General features: G+C 69.9%; 14 protein-coding genes and 1 tRNA gene. 5 read left to right on the plus strand and 10 right to left on the minus strand.

Translation table 11 applies throughout. The annotated features are described in order from the left end of the window. Positions 1–49 precede the first annotated feature (49 nt). Complete coding sequence (locus HQQ78_RS04155; protein ID WP_371740346.1) at positions 50–787, plus strand: alpha/beta hydrolase; 738 nt, start codon at positions 50–52, stop codon at positions 785–787. Between the two features lie 62 nt (positions 788–849). Here HQQ78_RS04155 and HQQ78_RS04160 read toward each other — a convergent pair whose 3' ends face one another. The 4 genes from HQQ78_RS04160 to HQQ78_RS04175 all read right to left on the minus strand — a co-directional run bounded on the left by HQQ78_RS04160 (position 850) and on the right by HQQ78_RS04175 (position 4,554). Continuing rightward, positions 850–1,089, minus strand: a complete 240-nt coding sequence (locus HQQ78_RS04160) for a hypothetical protein (RefSeq protein WP_148053626.1) — start codon at positions 1,087–1,089, stop codon at positions 850–852. Positions 1,090–1,339: 250 nt separating this feature from the next. Then, the gene (locus tag HQQ78_RS04165) at positions 1,340–2,254 is read right to left on the minus strand and encodes a glycine betaine ABC transporter substrate-binding protein (RefSeq protein ID WP_173151146.1); all 915 of its coding nucleotides are present in this window, start codon (positions 2,252–2,254) and stop codon (positions 1,340–1,342) included. A gap of 75 nt (positions 2,255–2,329) precedes the next feature. Then, positions 2,330–3,286 (minus strand): proline/glycine betaine ABC transporter permease, encoded by a 957-nt coding sequence (locus tag HQQ78_RS04170; protein WP_173151148.1) that lies wholly within the window; start codon positions 3,284–3,286, stop codon positions 2,330–2,332. Beyond that, positions 3,283–4,554, minus strand: a complete 1,272-nt coding sequence (locus HQQ78_RS04175; protein WP_200412242.1) for a glycine betaine/L-proline ABC transporter ATP-binding protein — start codon at positions 4,552–4,554, stop codon at positions 3,283–3,285. The genes HQQ78_RS04170 and HQQ78_RS04175 overlap by 4 nt, the downstream gene beginning before the upstream one ends. 490 nt (positions 4,555–5,044) lie before the next feature. Here HQQ78_RS04175 and HQQ78_RS04180 point away from each other — a divergent pair, with 490 nt between their 5' ends. Next, the gene (locus HQQ78_RS04180) at positions 5,045–6,583 is read left to right on the plus strand and encodes an amino acid permease (RefSeq protein ID WP_123570384.1); all 1,539 of its coding nucleotides are present in this window, start codon (positions 5,045–5,047) and stop codon (positions 6,581–6,583) included. 349 nt (positions 6,584–6,932) lie between these two features. Here the strand turns inward: HQQ78_RS04180 and HQQ78_RS04185 are convergent. After that, positions 6,933–7,005, minus strand: a tRNA-Lys gene (locus HQQ78_RS04185). A 97-nt stretch (positions 7,006–7,102) separates the two neighbouring features. Between HQQ78_RS04185 and bcp the strand changes: the two genes are divergently transcribed. Continuing rightward, entirely contained in the window at positions 7,103–7,573 is a 471-nt protein-coding gene (gene bcp, locus HQQ78_RS04190; protein WP_123570409.1) for a thioredoxin-dependent thiol peroxidase, read from the plus strand. Between the two features lie 99 nt (positions 7,574–7,672). On the opposite strand, the gene HQQ78_RS04195 is transcribed toward bcp, so the two are convergent. Continuing rightward, positions 7,673–8,128, minus strand: coding sequence for a hypothetical protein (locus tag HQQ78_RS04195; protein ID WP_173151149.1), 456 nt, complete (start codon positions 8,126–8,128; stop codon positions 7,673–7,675). Positions 8,129–8,296: 168 nt separating this feature from the next. Here HQQ78_RS04195 and HQQ78_RS04200 point away from each other — a divergent pair, with 168 nt between their 5' ends. After that, positions 8,297–8,545, plus strand: a complete 249-nt coding sequence (locus tag HQQ78_RS04200; RefSeq protein WP_043594001.1) for a WhiB family transcriptional regulator — start codon at positions 8,297–8,299, stop codon at positions 8,543–8,545. A gap of 127 nt (positions 8,546–8,672) precedes the next feature. Here the strand turns inward: HQQ78_RS04200 and HQQ78_RS04205 are convergent, their stop codons facing one another. Continuing rightward, positions 8,673–10,166 (minus strand): sensor histidine kinase, encoded by a 1,494-nt coding sequence (locus HQQ78_RS04205; protein WP_173151150.1) that lies wholly within the window; start codon positions 10,164–10,166, stop codon positions 8,673–8,675. A 163-nt stretch (positions 10,167–10,329) separates the two neighbouring features. Here HQQ78_RS04205 and HQQ78_RS15750 point away from each other — a divergent pair, with 163 nt between their 5' ends. Next, entirely contained in the window at positions 10,330–10,878 is a 549-nt protein-coding gene (locus HQQ78_RS15750; protein WP_254065005.1) for an Rv3235 family protein, read from the plus strand. Positions 10,879–10,960: 82 nt separating this feature from the next. Here HQQ78_RS15750 and secA read toward each other — a convergent pair whose 3' ends face one another. From secA to HQQ78_RS04225, 3 genes are all read right to left on the minus strand, one after another. Beyond that, positions 10,961–13,807 carry a preprotein translocase subunit SecA gene (gene secA, locus HQQ78_RS04215; RefSeq protein ID WP_173151151.1) on the minus strand — a complete coding sequence of 949 codons (2,847 nt, stop codon included), beginning with the start codon at positions 13,805–13,807 and terminating at the stop codon, positions 10,961–10,963. 200 nt (positions 13,808–14,007) lie between these two features. After that, positions 14,008–14,712 (minus strand): ribosome hibernation-promoting factor, HPF/YfiA family, encoded by a 705-nt coding sequence (gene hpf / locus HQQ78_RS04220; protein ID WP_056046276.1) that lies wholly within the window; start codon positions 14,710–14,712, stop codon positions 14,008–14,010. A gap of 117 nt (positions 14,713–14,829) precedes the next feature. Further along, positions 14,830–15,573 carry a ComF family protein gene (locus HQQ78_RS04225; RefSeq protein ID WP_371740347.1) on the minus strand — a complete coding sequence of 248 codons (744 nt, stop codon included), beginning with the start codon at positions 15,571–15,573 and terminating at the stop codon, positions 14,830–14,832. Positions 15,574–15,580 lie beyond the last annotated feature (7 nt).

Raw genomic sequence — 15,580 nt, forward strand, 5'->3', positions numbered from 1 at the left:
GTCCGCCCCGCCCTCTCCTCCCCGGCGTCACGCCTCCCGGCGACGACGCGTGCTCAAGGGCGTGGCCCTCGGACTGTTCGCCGTGGTCGTGCTCGCCGCCACGGGGTTCTTCGTCTGGGCCAAGACGCCGATGTCGGCGACGGCGTCCTCGCTCGCCTCGGTGTCCGCCGACGAACGGGTCGAGGTGACGAGCAGACCCGACACGGTCGTGATGCGACCGACCGAGACGGCCGCCACCGGCCAGGGTCTCGTGTTCGTCGCCGGTGCCCGGGTCGACCCGCAGGCCTACGAGCAGACCTTCGCGGGTCTCGTCGCCACCGGCGTCACCGTCGTCGTCGAACGACCCACGCTCGGGTTCGGCATCCTGGACCCCCGCCCGCTGTCGACCTTCACCGACCTCGCCCCCGAGGTCGACGCGTGGGCGGTGGGCGGTCACTCGCTCGGCGGGGTGCGTGCCTGTCAGTACGCCGCCGACGACAGGTCGGTGGACGCCCTGGTGCTCCTCGGCTCGTACTGCGCGACGACCGACCTCTCGGACGACGACGAGCTCGCCGTCCTCAGCCTCGGCGGGTCCGAGGACGGCCTCAGCACCCCGGCGAAGATCGCGACCTACCGCGACATGCTGCCGGGCAGCGCGTCGGTGGTCGAGATCGACGGGTCGAACCACGCACAGTTCGGCAGCTACGGCGAGCAGTCCGGAGACGGTTCGGCCACGATCTCGGACGAGGAGGCGCGCGACCGCATCACGCGCCAGCTCACGTCGTTCTTCGCGGGCGTCGGCGTCTAGCCCCCGAGCGCCCGCTGCGCCCTATCGGTGGCGCCGCACGGACGGGCGGGCCCGGCGGCGGTTCAGATCGAACGCTTGCGCTGCCGCAGGGCCTCGAGGGCGAGCCCCTCGGAGGGGTACCGCCCGACGACCTCGCCCCAGCGGGGGTCGGCGCCGCGCAGCGCGACGAAGGCGCCCTGCTCGGCTCGGACGTGGCCGAGCACGCGGTCCGGGGTCGACACCTGGACGAGGTCGGACGAGACGGTGCGCGTGATGACGCGGGCCATTCTCCTCAGGACGTCGGTCGGTGCGGTGGTGCTCACGGGTGGTGCCTCTCGTGGTGCTCGTGCGGGTGGTGCGACGACGTCTCGGTGACGTCCGTCGACGACGCTACCCGCGCCTCCCGGGGTGTGACCTCGGGGTTCGCTGTGCGTCGGGTGTCGTCCGGCTGTGGTTTCACCCGGCTCCGTCACCCACCCACCGGGCCCCGCCCCGGAACCCCGCCGGGCGCCCGGTACGACGACGCCCCGGGCGAGCGGGGCTCGGCCGGGGCGACGTCCCAGGCGGATCGGATCAGCTGGTGAGGCCGTCGACGTAGTCCTGGTTCTCGGAGATCCACTTCTCGACGACGGGGGCGTAGTCGTCGCCGTCGACCTCGTCACCGTTGAACATGGCGTTCTCGAGCGAGGACAGGGTCTCGGTGTCCATCTCGAAGCCCTGCAGCCACTCGGTCAGCTGCGGGAAGTCCGCCGTGAAGCTCTTGCCGCCGAACGAGTGGATGCCCTCGGCGTCGCCCAGGGTGCCCTCGGGGTCGGCGAGGTCCTTGATGGGGAACGCGTCGTAGGCCCAGTGCGGGCTCCACAGCGTCACCGCGATGTTCTCGCCCGCGTCGGTCGCGCTCTTGAGCTCGGTCAGCATGGCGGCGGTCGACGAGGTCTGCAGCTGCAGGTCGCTCAGGCCGTAGGTGGGGATGGTCTCGTCCTGGACGGCGGCCGTGAGGCCTGCACCCGGTTCGATGCCGACGATCTTGCCGCCGAACAGGTCCGCGTTGGCCGCCAGCTCGTCGAGCGAGTCGATCGGGGCGTCCTCGTTCACGGCGACCGCGAGCTTGGCGCCGTCGTTCCAGGCGCCGAGATCGGTCAGGTCGTCGCCGTACTGCTCGATGTACGAGGCGTGGGTGGTCGGCAACCAGGTGTCGAGCACGACGTCGTAGTCGTCGGTGGTGAGCCCGCTGTAGACGGGGGCCACGTCGGCCGGCTGGAGGTTGACCGTGTAGCCCTCGTCCTCGAGGACGGTCTTCCACAGCCACGAGGCCGCGATGCCCTCGTCCCAGCCGTTGAACACGGCGAGGTCGACGACGGCCTGGTCGCCGTTGTCGAGGGTCTCGCCCTCGGCCGACGAGCCGCTGCCGGGAGGCGAGCAGGCGGCCAGTCCGAGGACGGCGGTGGTGCCGAGGGCGATCGATGCGGCGATGGTGCGCTTCTTCATGTGTTCCTTTCGGGTGGTGCAGGAGGCGCGGGTCGGGTGGGTACGTGCTGCTCCCGTCCCGCAGGTGGTCGGGGTCTAGGCCGAGGCCGTCGCGGGTTCGCGGCGGTCGGCCGGGGGCAGGGGCTGCTCGGCCTCGGCGCGGTCGGGAGCCGGGGTCGGCGGGACGGACCGGCGGTTCTGCGCCCGGGCCAGCCGTCGGGCGTGACGGTCGGACCCGAGGGCCGCCGTCATGCGGTCGAGGACGATCGCCAGGATGACGACCGAGATGCCGGCCTCGGCACCCAGCCCGACGTCGATGCGGTTGAGGCTCGCGACGATGTCGCCGCCCAGTCCCCCCGCGCCGACCATGCCGGCGATGACGACCATCGAGAGCGAGAGCATGATCACCTGGTTGACGCCGGCCATGATGCTGGGCTTCGCGAGGGGCAGCTGGATCTGACGCAGGATGCGCCACGGTGACGAGCCGAACGCCTGGCCGGCCTCGACCACCTCCTTGTCGACGCCGCGGATGCCGAGCTCGGTCAGGCGGACGCCGGGGGCCATGGCGAAGACGATGGTGGCGACGATGCCGGGCACGACGCCGACGCGGAACAGCAGCAGGGCGGGGATGAGGTAGACGAACGCGGGCGTCGTCTGCATGAAGTCCAGCACGGGCCGGATGATCTGCGACGCGACGCTCGACTTCGCCGCGAGCACGCCCAGAGGGATGCTCAGCGCGATGGCGAGCGTGCTGGCGACGAGCACGAGGGCGAGGCTCGACATCGCGTTGTCCCACTGGTTGACCGTTCCGATGAACAGCAGGCCGACGGCCGTGCCGAGCGAGAACTTCCAGCCCTTCGCGACGAAGGCGAGGGCGGCGATCACGATCACGACCGCCCAGAAGGGAGGTGCGCCGAGGAAGTACGCGACCCACTCGTAGAAGAACGTGAAGACCAGGCGGACGACGTCGAAGAAGCCGCCCAGGTGGGTGGTGATCCAGTCGACGACGTCCGAGACCCAGGAGCCGAAGGGGATGCGGAGGTACTCGTTCATCGGGTGGCTCCTTCGAGGGTGGCGTCGAGCTCGACGTCCGAGATGCGGGTGACGGGCTCGAGCACGGGGATGGGCGAGGTGGTCGTGTCGACGTTGCCGAGCGCCGCGAGCAGGGTCACGCGGGGGATGACGCCGAGCAGGCGGTCGGCGTCGTCCACGACGGCGATCGGCAGCGGACTCTCGACCGCCAACTCGAAGAGGTCGACCAGCGCGGCCTCGGGCCCGACCTTCGAGAACTCCGCGTTGACGATGGCGGCGAGGTCGGTGTCGTTCGCCTTGACCTGGCGCATGACGTGCCGGTCGCGCACCCAGCCGAGGAGCTTGCGGTCACGGCCGGTGACGAACAGGGCGGCGGTCTGGAGGTCGCGCAGTGATCGCAGGGCGCCCCGGGGGCCGACCGTGAGCGGGACGACCGCCCGGGCGGGCTCCATGACGCTGGCTGCCGTGAGGACGCGCGCCCGGTCGACGTCCTGCACGAACTGGGCGACGTAGTCGTTCGCGGGGTCGGTGAGGATGTCCTCGGGCGTGCCGATCTGCACGATGCGGCCGTCGCGCATGACGGCGATGCGGTCCCCGAGGAACATCGCCTCGTTGAGATCGTGGGTGATGAAGACGATCGTCTTGCCGAGCTTCGCCTGCAGCTCGACGAGCTGCTCCTGCATCTCGCGGCGGATCAGCGGGTCGAGGGCCGAGAACGCCTCGTCCATCAGCAGGATGTCGGTCTCGGCGGCGAGGGCGCGAGCGAGGCCGACGCGCTGCTGCATGCCGCCCGAGAGCTGGCTCGGCAGCTCGTCCTCCCAACCCGCGAGGCCGACGATCTCGGTGACCTCCCGGGCCTTCGCCAGGCGGGCCGCCTTCGCGACCCCCTGCACCTCGAGGCCGTAGGCGACGTTGTCGATGACGGTGCGGTGCGGCAGCAGCGCGAAGTGCTGGAACACCATCGACACGTTCTGCCGACGCACCTCGCGGAGCCGCTTGGCCGGGACGTCCGAGATCGCGGAGCCCGCGACCTCGACCGAGCCGGACGTGGGCTCGAGCAGGCCGTTCAGCATGCGGATGAGGGTCGACTTGCCCGAGCCGGAGAGCCCCATCACGACGAAGATCTCGCCGGGCCGGACGTCGAACGAGGCGTCGATGACGGCAGCGGTGCCGAGGCCCGCGGCCTCGGAGCGGGAGGCGCCGGCCTCGAGTCGGGCGACGGCGTCCTTGGGTCGGCGGCCGAACACCTTGTACAGGTTCCGGGCACGCACGGCAGGCGTAGTGGTCACAGGTGTCTCCAGGCGCGCCGAGGGGGCACCGGCCGCTCGGGCCGGTTCGCCGTCGGCGGCGATCGGGTCGGGCGAACGGGTCGACGACGCGTGCGGACCGTGTCGGCTCAAGCCCACCGTGGAACCACGGGGCGAACCTGTCCTCCGCCGGGTCGGTCATGGGACCGGACCCTCGCGCCACCAGACCGTACGACGACCGGAACCCGAACTGATCGGACCATCGGTCGGCGCGTCCTGATGATGACGGGCCCGGTCTCCCGGGCCTCCACGACCGTAGCCGACATCCGTCGTCCATCCGAATTGCGAACCGGCCCGACGTCGCCGCGGGTGTACCCCGCGCACCCTGCGTCCCGGCGTGTCGCCCATGCCTGCGGGCCTGGTGATCGTCACCCATTCGTTACCCGCATGTGAATCGGCACCGTGCCTCCTGGGGGTTCGCCCGTCTCGCGGCGGTGATGCGGGCGAAAGCGATAGGGGCTACGGTCGACCGATGACGAGTCCCACGAACGGGGGCGGCGACGCCTCCACCGAGACGCACCTCCCGCAAGACTTCTCGCACGAGCAAGAGGGTTTCCAGCACGGGCTCAAGCCGCGTCAGCTGCAGATGATCGCCATCGGCGGGGCGATCGGCACGGGGCTCTTCCTCGGCGCCGGCGGTCGACTGGCCTCGGCCGGTCCGGCTCTCGCGATCGTGTTCGCGATCTGTGGCGTCTTCGCGTTCTTCATCCTGCGTGCCCTCGGCGAGCTGGTGCTGCACCGCCCCTCCTCGGGGTCGTTCGTCTCGTACGCCCGCGAGTTCTTCGGCGAGAAGTTCGCCTACGCGGCCGGGTGGATGTACTTCCTGAACTGGGCGATGACGGCCATCGTCGACGTCACCGCGGTCGCCCTGTACCTGCACTACTGGTCCGCGTTCACCGCGGCACCCGACTGGCTGCTGGCCCTGGTGGCCCTCGCCGTGGTGCTCTCGGTCAACCTGCTGGCCGTGAAGGTCTTCGGCGAGATGGAGTTCTGGTTCGCGATCATCAAGGTCGCCGCTCTCGTGGTGTTCCTCGTGGTCGGCGTCGTGTGGCTCGCGGCGGCGTTCCCCGTGACGCACGACGGTGCCGCGGTCGACACCGGCTGGGGCCTCGTGGCGTCGTCGGGCATCCTGCCGAACGGCCTGCTGCCGGCTGTGATCGTGGTGCAGGGCGTCGTCTTCGCCTATGCCGCGATCGAGCTGGTGGGCACGGCGTCGGGCGAGACCCAGAACCCCGAGAAGGTCGTGCCGCGCGCGATCAACACGGTCATCATCCGCATCGCGGTCTTCTACGTCGGGTCGCTGGTGCTGCTCTCGCTGCTGCTGCCGTACACGGCGTACAAGGCGGGCGAGAGCCCGTTCGTCACGTTCTTCGGCAGCATCGGCAGCCCCGAGGTGGGCGACGTCGCGGGGTCGATCATGAACTTCGTGGTCGTGACGGCCGCGCTGTCGAGCCTGAACGCCGGGCTGTACTCGACCGGCCGCGTGTTGCACTCGATGGGCATGAACGGCTCGGCCCCGAAGTTCACGACGAAGATGTCGAAGGGCGGGGTGCCGTTCGGCGGCATCCTGTTGACCGCGAGCATCACCCTGCTGGGCGTCGTGCTGAACGCGATCGTGGGGGCGAACACGGCGTTCGAGATCGTGTTGAACATCGCGTCTCTGGGCATCCTGACGGCGTGGGGCACGATCATCCTCTGCCAGATGCGACTGCGCCAGTGGGCGAAGCAGGGCAAGGCCAAGGAGCCCTCGTTCCGGTTGCCGGGGGCGCCGGTCACGAGCTACCTGACGCTGGCCTTCCTGGCCGCGGTCGTCGTCCTGATGGCGATCGATTGGCCGATCGGGTCGTTCACGGTCATGTCGCTCGTCGTGATCATCCCCCTGTTGATGCTCGGGTGGCACCTGCAGCGCGACCGCATCCTCGCGGCCGCCCGCCTCCGTGAGGGCATGACGGGCCCCTACCCCGTGACCGGCCGCGACGCCGCCTCGCAGGTCCCCCGCGACGGCCAGTAACCCCGCCACCCCCTGAGCGCAGGAGGCGCGGGCCGCCCCGCCCGCGCCTCCTGCCGTCTCCCCCCGCTGACGACCCAAGCAACCTCACTCCCCCCGTGACGAGCGAAGCGACGTCACCCCCCGTGACGAGCGAAGCGATGTCACCCCCGAGCAACGGCGACCTGGCGGGCCCGGCTTGCTCCCCGTCCGTGACGAGCGAAGCGACGTCACCCCCGAGCAACGGCGACCTGGCGGGCCCGGCTGGTTCCCCGTGCGAGGTGGGCCGCGGTCCGCGGAGCGGACCAGACCCATACGACGAAAGAATCCCCCGCTTCTGCGCCTGCAGAACACGGGGGACCCAATTCTTTCGTGCACCCCCTCGGACTTGAACCGAGAACCCACTGATTAAGAGTCAGTTGCTCTGCCAATTGAGCTAGAGGTGCGTGCTGCGATCTCTCGCAACGACGGTCAACACTAGCATGAGATCCGACCCACTCAGAACCATCGGCGCCGTCCGTGGCGCCCGCAGATCGGAGCACCATGTCCACGAAGCTCGAGAAGGGCGCTGCCGCGCCGACGTTCACCCTCGACGACGAGAACGGTTCGCCCGTCTCGCTGGCGGATTACTCGGGGCAGAAGGTCATCGTGTACTTCTACCCGGCGGCGTCGACGCCTGGCTGCACGACGGAGGCGTGTGACTTCCGCGACAACATCAACTCGCTGAAGTCGTCGGGCTACCAGGTGCTGGGCGTCTCGAAGGACGAGCCCGCCGCCCTGCAGGAGTTCAAGGACGAGCAGGGGCTGAACTTCCCGCTGCTCAGCGACCCCGAGCTGACGGTGCACCAGGCGTACGGCGCCTACGGCGAGAAGAACAACTACGGGCGCATCGTGACGGGCACGATCCGTTCGACGTTCGTGGTCGACGAGCAGGGCGCCGTCGAGCTGCCGCTGTACAACGTGAAGGCGACGGGGCACGTGGCGTCGCTCCGCAAGAAGCTCGGCCTCGACTGACCCCTTCGGCGACGAGGAGCGCAGGAGGCGCGGCGCCGGTCTCGAGGACCGGCACCGCGCCTCCTGCGTGTCGTCTCGCGACGGCGGCGGGCGGGTCGGTCAGTAGACGTGGGGGTCCGAGTCGCGGGCCGAGGTGGCCGCGACGACCGACGGCACGAGCAGCAGGACCACGACGGCGACGGACGGCGCGAGGAGCGCGAGGCCGATGGTCGGGTTGGCGAAGACGCCCTGCAGGCTGCCGATGCCGACCGCGAACTGCAGCACCTGCCACACGATCGCCGCTCCCCTGATCCAGGCCCGGCCGCGCAGGGCGCCGACCATGATGGACCCGAGCCAGGCGGTCGCCAGCAGGGTCAGGACGAAGATCGCGACGGCCGACGGGTACGAGTCGGGACGGGCGACGAGCAGCTCGACGAGCAAGAAAGCCGCCGTTGCGGCGACCAGCAGGAACTCGGCGGAGAGCAGCACGATCACGACCCAGAGCAGTGCGGGTCGACGGGTCTCGGCAGACCGACCGGTCTCGTCTCGGGCGCCGTCCGGGCCTGCTGTGGTCACGTGTGAGCCTCCGAAAAATCCTTGATTTGGCCGTACCAGTATGCGACCATATTCGAGGTCGAAGTGACGCGCACATTGCGGTGCGCGCCTCCCGAATTCTTCTCTTTCCCCATCCCGAACCAGGCGCTTCGACGTGCCTGGTTCTGCACTTTTAAGGAGTACCCATCGATGGATTGGCGCGACAAAGCCGCTTGCCTGCAGGCTGACCCGGAGCTCTTCTTCCCCGTCGGCAACACGGGTCCCGCCGTCGACCAGATCGACAAGGCCAAGGCCGTGTGCGGCCGCTGCACCGTGACCGAGACCTGCCTGCAGTACGCGCTCGAGACCTCGCAGGACTCCGGCGTCTGGGGCGGCCTGAGCGAAGACGAGCGTCGCGCGCTCAAGCGCCGCGCGGCCCGCGCCCGCCGCGCCAGCTGATCGACCGTCGACCGCCCGCTGCGGTCGACCTCCGGCCCTCGGGGCCGATGACGAAGCCCGGCACCTGATCGCAGGTGCCGGGCTTCGTCGCGTCCGGGGCGGGGTCGTCGCCGGCCTCCGTCGTGGCTCAGGGCTGGGTGAGCCAGCGGAACGGGATCTCGATGGTGACCTCGGTGCCGTTGCCGACGAGGGTGTGCCAGTCGATGGTGCCACCGAGTTCGCCCTGGATCAGCGTGCGGACGATCTGGGTGCCGAGCCCCGAGCCGACCTTGCCCTCGGGCAGCCCGACCCCGTTGTCGCGCACCTTGACCGTCAACTCTTCGGCCCGACGGTCGGCGACGATCTCGACCTCGCCGTCGCGACCGTCGAGGCCGTGCTCGACGGCGTTCGTCACGAGTTCGGTCAGGGCGAGGGCCAGGGGCGTCGCGTATTCGCTCGGCAGGGCACCGAAACTGCCCGTCATGGTGGGGCGGACCGTCGTGTTGTGACTCGACGCGACCTCGGCGATCAGCATGAGGACCCGGTCGAAGACGGTGTCGAAGTCCACGTTCTGGCTGAGCCCCTCGGACAGCGTGTCGTGCACGACGGCGATCGACTGCACTCGGCGCATGGCCTGCGTCAGTGCCTCGCGGGCGACGTCGGTGTGGGTGCGACGTGCCTGGATGCGCAACAACGAGGCGACCGTCTGCAGGTTGTTCTTGACCCGGTGGTGGATCTCGCGGATCGTGGCGTCCTTGGTGATCAGCTCGCGCTCTTGGTGACGCAGCTCGGTCACGTCGCGGCAGAGGACGATCGCCCCGACGCGCTCACCGCGGTCACGCAGCGGGATCGCGCGCAACGACACCGTGACCCCTCGCGCCTCGATGTCGGTGCGCCAGGGCGCCCGGCCCGTGACGACCAACGGCAGGGACTCGTCGATCACGAGCTTGCCCGCGAGCAGGCCGGTGGTGACCTCGGCCAGCGACTCGCCTTCGAGTTCGCCGGCGAACCCCATGCGGTTGAAGGCCGACAGGCCGTTGGGGCTGGCGAACGTGACCATGCCGTCGACGTCGAGGCGCAGCAGCCCGTCGGAGGCGCGGGGTGCGCCCCGTCGCGGACCCGTCGGCGCTCCCAAGTCGGGGAAGTCGCCGGCGGCGATCATGGCGAAGAGGTCGTTGGAGCACTGGTTGAAGGTCAGTTCTTGACGGCTCGGGGTGCGCGCCTCGCTGAGGTTCGTGTGCCTCGTGATGATGGCGATCGGTGCGTCGGTCACGTCGGGCCGGCTGGCCCCCAGGCGGCGGAGCACGGGCACGGCCCGGACGCGCGTGGGCGTTTCTTCGTACCAGTCGGGTGCGGCCGAGTCGACGATGCGGGTCGTCGTGAACGCCTGCTCGATCTGCTCGCGCCACTCGGGCCGCACCTCTTGTCCGACGAAGTCGCGGTAGAAGAGCGTGGCCGAACTCGAGGGCCGGGCGTGGGCGACGGCGACGAAGCTGTCGGTCTGCGTGGGGACCCAGAGGACGATGTCCGCGAAGGCGAGGTCGGCGAGCAGCTGCCAGTCCCCCACCAGCAGGTGCAACCACTCGACGTCCACCTCGCTCGAGAGACCCTGGGCGAGAACGAGATCACTGAGCGTCGACACCCGCCCAGTCTAGGTCGACGGTCCGTCCGGCGACGTCGGCCACTCCCCCGCGGGAGGACCCGACCACCGCTTCTCCACAGACCGTCGAGTCGGTCTGGTTTTGCAATCTCACATGTCATATCTTCTAGTCATGCCCGGACGCACGTGAACAGGAAGACTGCTCATGCCCTCGAACCACCACGCCCTCGCCCTCGTCGAGCCCCAGGGACCCACCGCACCGCCTCGGCCGCACCTGAGGCCCGTCCCGCCGCTCGCGGCGCCGGACCCGACCGACCCCGGCCCCGGCGCTGCGCCGGCGGAGGGTCGACCGTCCGGTCCCCGACCTGCCGTCCGCACGGTCCCTCGCGTCGGCACCTCGTCCGGGTCCCCCTTCCCGGACGATCCGGACCTGCTCGTCGAGAACCTGGTCCGCTGCGTCGTCGAGATCCTGGCCGGGGCACGAGAACTCGACCAGGTCTCGCGGTGGGTCACCGAGGACGTCTACCGCACCCTGCACAAGCGGGTCGTCCTGGCCGCCCGGGCCCGGTCCGCACACGGCATGCGTGCTCGGCGACCCGTGTTCACGATCGGCGGCATCCGGTCGAGTTCGCCCGCCGACGGGGTGATCGAATCCGTCGTCGTCGTGCACGGCCGCGCTCGGAGCCGAGCGGTCGCCGTCCGACTCGAGACCTACGACAGCCGGTGGAGAGCAGCGGCCGTGCACGTGCTCTGACGGTCGGCCCGGTCACCGCCGACGGACGACGCGCCCCCGAGCCTGGCTCGGGGGCGCGTCGATCGTCGTTCGGACGACGGGATCAGCGGGTCTTCTTACCGGCCGCCCGACGCTCGGCCCGGTTCACCGAAGCCTCGCCGTCGCCGGTCTTCTGGCCGAAGGCGCCGACCTTGCCGTCGTCGGCCTGCCGTGCCGCCGGGCCACCGGAGGCGCGAGCCGCCGCGATCTCGGGCGAATCGGAACGCTCGGCTTCGTCCTGAGCCTTCTGGGCCTTCGCGGTCGCACCCTTCTCGAGCTGACCGCGCTGGTTGCGTACCTCGACCTCGCCGTCGATGTTGGGAGCCGAGTAGGCCAGCTGGGCCTGCGGTTGCTTCTCGGCCTCGAGCCCCTTGGCCGCGATGACCGGTGCCTCGGTGGCGCCGACCTGGCCCTGCACCTCGACCTCGAGGTTGAACAGGAAGCCCACGGTCTCTTCGCGGATCTGGCCCATCATGCTCTGGAACAGGGCGTAGCCCTCGCGCTGGTACTCGACGAGCGGGTCTCTCTGGGCCATCGCGCGGAGACCGATGCCGTCCTTCAGGTAGTCCATCTCGTAGAGGTGGTCGCGCCAGCGACGGTCGATGACCGACAGCACGACCCGACGCTCGAGTTCGCGCATGGCGGGCTCGCCGAGGGTCTCGGTGCGCGCCTCGTAGGCGACCTTGGCATCGGAGAGGATCTCCTGCCCGAGGAACGCCCGGGTCGCCTTGCCCTTCGAGCCGGCCTCGGTGATGACCTCGTCGATGGTGATCGAGATCGGGTACAGGGTGCCGAGTTCGGTCCAGAGGGCGTCGAGGTCCCAGTCGTCGGGGCTGCCGTCACCCGTGTGCTGGTCGATGACCTCGTTGACGACGTCCTCGAGGAACTTCTGGCTGCGGTCCTTCAGGTCGTCGCCCTCGAGGATGTGGCGACGGTCCCCGTAGATGGCCTCGCGCTGACGGTTGAGGACGTCGTCGTACTTGAGGACGTTCTTGCGGATCTCGGCGTTGCGCGACTCGACCTGCGACTGGGCCGAGCGGATGGCCCGCCCCACGATCTTGTTCTCGATCGCGAGGTCGTCGGGCACGTTGCCGCGACCCATCAACGACTCGGCGGCGCCCGAGTTGAACAGGCGCATCAGGTCGTCGGTCAACGACAGGTAGAAACGGCTCTCACCGGGGTCGCCCTGACGACCCGACCGACCGCGCAGCTGGTTGTCGATGCGACGCGACTCGTGGCGCTCGGTGCCGAGGACGTACAACCCGCCGGCGTCGATGACCTTGTCGGCCTCTTCTTGCACGGCGGCCTTCTGGGCGGCGAACACGTCGTCCCACGCGGCCTCGTACTCGTCGGGGGTGTCCACCGGGCTGAGCCCCTTGGCGTTCATCTCCGCGACGGCAAGGAACTCGGCGTTGCCGCCGAGCATGATGTCCGTCCCGCGACCGGCCATGTTGGTGGCGACGGTCACGGCGCCGGCGCGACCGGCCTGGGCCACGATGGCGGCCTCTCGAGCGTGGTTCTTGGCGTTGAGCACCTCGTGCTTGACGCCCTTCTTGGCGAGCAGTCGCGAGAGGTACTCGCTCTTCTCGACGCTGGTCGTGCCGACCAGCACGGGCTGGCCCTTCTCGTGCCGCTCGACGATGTCTTCGACGACCTGGTCGAACTTGCTCGTCTCGTTCTTGTAGACGAGGTCGGTCTGGTCGATGCGTTGCATCGGACGGTTCGTCGGGATGGGCACGACGCCGAGCTTGTAGGTGCTCATGAACTCGGCGGCCTCGGTCTCGGCCGTACCGGTCATGCCGGAGAGCTTCTTGTAGAGGCGGAAGTAGTTCTGGAGGGTGACCGTCGCGAGGGTCTGGTTCTCGGCCTTGACCGTCACGCCCTCTTTCGCCTCGATGGCCTGGTGGATGCCCTCGTTGTAGCGACGACCGCTGAGGATGCGACCCGTGTGCTCGTCGACGATCAGGACCTCGCCGTTGATGACGACGTAGTCCTTGTCGCGCTTGAACAGCGCGTCGGCCTTGATGGCGTTGTTGAGGAACGAGATGAGCGGGGTGTTCGCCGACTCGTACAGGTTGTCGATGCCGAGGTAGTCCTCGACCTTCTCGATGCCGGGTTCGAGGACCCCGACGGTGCGCTTCTTCTCGTCGACCTCGTAGTCGGTGCCCGCGACGAGGCGCCGGGCGACCGTGGCGAACTCGGTGAACCACCGGTTGGCCTCGCCCGACGACGGGCCCGAGATGATCAGCGGCGTGCGGGCCTCGTCGATCAGGATCGAGTCGACCTCGTCGACGATCGCGAAGAAGTGGCCACGCTGCACCATGTCCTGCGCCTGCCAGGCCATGTTGTCGCGGAGGTAGTCGAAGCCGAACTCGTTGTTGGTGCCGTACGTGATGTCGGCGGCGTACATCTCGCGACGCTCGGCCGGGGTCTGGCCCGACAGGATGCAGCCGGTCGTCATGCCGAGCGCTCGGAAGACGCGCCCCATGAGCTCGGACTGGTAGCTGGCGAGGAAGTCGTTGACCGTGATGACGTGCACGCCGCGCGACGCGATGGCGTTCAGGTACGCCGCCGTGGTGGCGACGAGCGTCTTGCCCTCGCCGGTCTTCATCTCGGCGATGTTGCCGAGGTGCAGGGCCGCGCCACCCATCAGCTGCACGTCGAAGTGCCGGAGGCCCAGGGTGCGCTTGGACGCCTCGCGGACGGCGGCGAAGGCCTCGGGCAGGAGGTCGTCGAGCGATTCACCCGACGCGTACCGCTCGCGCAGCTCGACGGTCTCGTTGCGCAGCTCGTCGTCGGTGAGGGTCGTGAAGTCGTCCTCGAGCTCGTTGACCGCCTTGGCGTAGGCCTTCAGCTTGCGCAGCGTGCGGCCCTCGCCGACGCGGAGGACCTTCTCGAGGACGTTGGCCACTGGTGTGCTCCCATGTGTTCGGTCGAACCCGCGGAACGCTCCGCGGTCTCGCTGAGGTGATCCGCATCGGAGCACCGAGGTGTCGAAGGTCCGTCCTGGACCGGCCCACGATCGTAGCAAGCGTAGTGGCCGACCCCCTGGGAGGCGACAGGGACGTGCCCGCGCCTCCCGGGGTGTCGGCCACCCGGTGGGTCAGGAGGTCAGCTCGCCAGACCCGCCCGCAGGGCCGTCGCCGTCTCTTGCAGGTCGGGCGAGTCCTGGTCGAGCCCGATCACGCCGTAGTCCCAGCCCTTGCGGCGGTACACGACGCTCGGACGCTCGGTCTCGGCGTCGATGAAGAGGTAGAAGTCGTGGCCGACGAGCTCCATGTAGTAGAGCGCGTCGTCGACCGACATGGGCGTCGACGCGAAGACCTTCTCGCGGATGACCACGGGGCAGTACTCCTCTTCGAGTTCGTCGGCGGGGGCCTCGTCGCCCACCACCGTCACGGCCCCGGTGCGGACCTGGTCGAGCGTCTCCGCCGCGGCGGGGGTGACGCCCACGCCGCTGAAGTCGGCCGTGGCCGCCTCGCGCAGCGACGTCGGTCGGTGTTGCCCGCGATGGATCTTCTGCCGGTCCTTCGCCCGGCGCACCCGTTCGAGGAGCCGACCGATCGCGAGGTCGAACGCCGCGTACTTGTCGGCGGCCGTGGACTCGGCCCGCACCAGGGGGCCGGGGCCGATCAGGGTGATCTCGACCCGGTCGTCGCCCGCCTGCCCGCCGGACTTCTCGTGGTGCCGCGACACCTTGACCTCGAGGGCGAGGGCCTTCGTGGCCAGCGCGGCGACCTTGTCTGCCTTCTCGGTGGCGTACTCGCGGAAACGATCGGTGATGCCGACGTTTCGACCCGTGACGGAAATTTCCATGACGACCTCCTGTGGCTATCGACGTGCCGCCTGTCAGCCAGGCGGATGTCCTTTCACGCCTTTTGCCCCACCGTAGCCACCCGGACACCCCCGTGTCACGCACCGTTCACCGTTCGCTCAGGGGCGACCGGCGCCCGAGCCCGACGGGGTGGCGGCCACGCACGCCGCACCGACCACGATCGCGCCCCGGGCGACCAGCGCACGACGCGCCTCCTGGAGGGTGCCCCCGGTCGTCACGACGTCGTCGACGAGGACCACCCGCGACCCCGTGAGATCGCGGGTGGCGCGGAGGCTGCCCTCGCGGTCCCTCAGACGCTGCTGTCGGTCGCGGCCCTTCTGTCCGCCACCGGCCCGCGCCGTCGGCACGAGGACGCGCGAGCCCACCACGAGACCGAGCCGACGCAGCACCAGGTCGACCGGGTCGTAGCCCCGCCGACGCCGCCCCCGTCGTGACGCCGGCACCGGGACGACCAGCAGCGACCGACCGCCCGGGCGCGCGTCCCCGTCGGGTGCCCCCTCGGCCGTCACCTGACCGGCGCAGGACCGGAGAGCGGCACCGAGAGCCGGGGCGAGCACCTCGGCCAGGCGCACGCGTCCGCCGTTCTTGAAGGCCAACACGACGCCCCGCGCCTCGAAGGCGTAGACGAGTCCGGCGAAGACGGTCAGCCCGTCGGGGAGGTCGATCCGCACGACCTCGGGGACGAGCCGGCCCCGGCAGTCGCGGCACAGGCCGACGTCCGGGACGTGGCAGCCCGCGCACGAGACGGGCGACACGACGGACAGCGCCTCGCGGGCGGCCCGCGCCAGGGCGGACCGCGCATCGACGGCGGGACGGGAACGAGGACGCGGCGACCGGGGCACACCGACA

This window comes from Frigoribacterium sp. VKM Ac-2859, from assembly GCF_013204925.1.
In the GTDB taxonomy this organism is placed as follows: domain Bacteria; phylum Actinomycetota; class Actinomycetes; order Actinomycetales; family Microbacteriaceae; genus Frigoribacterium.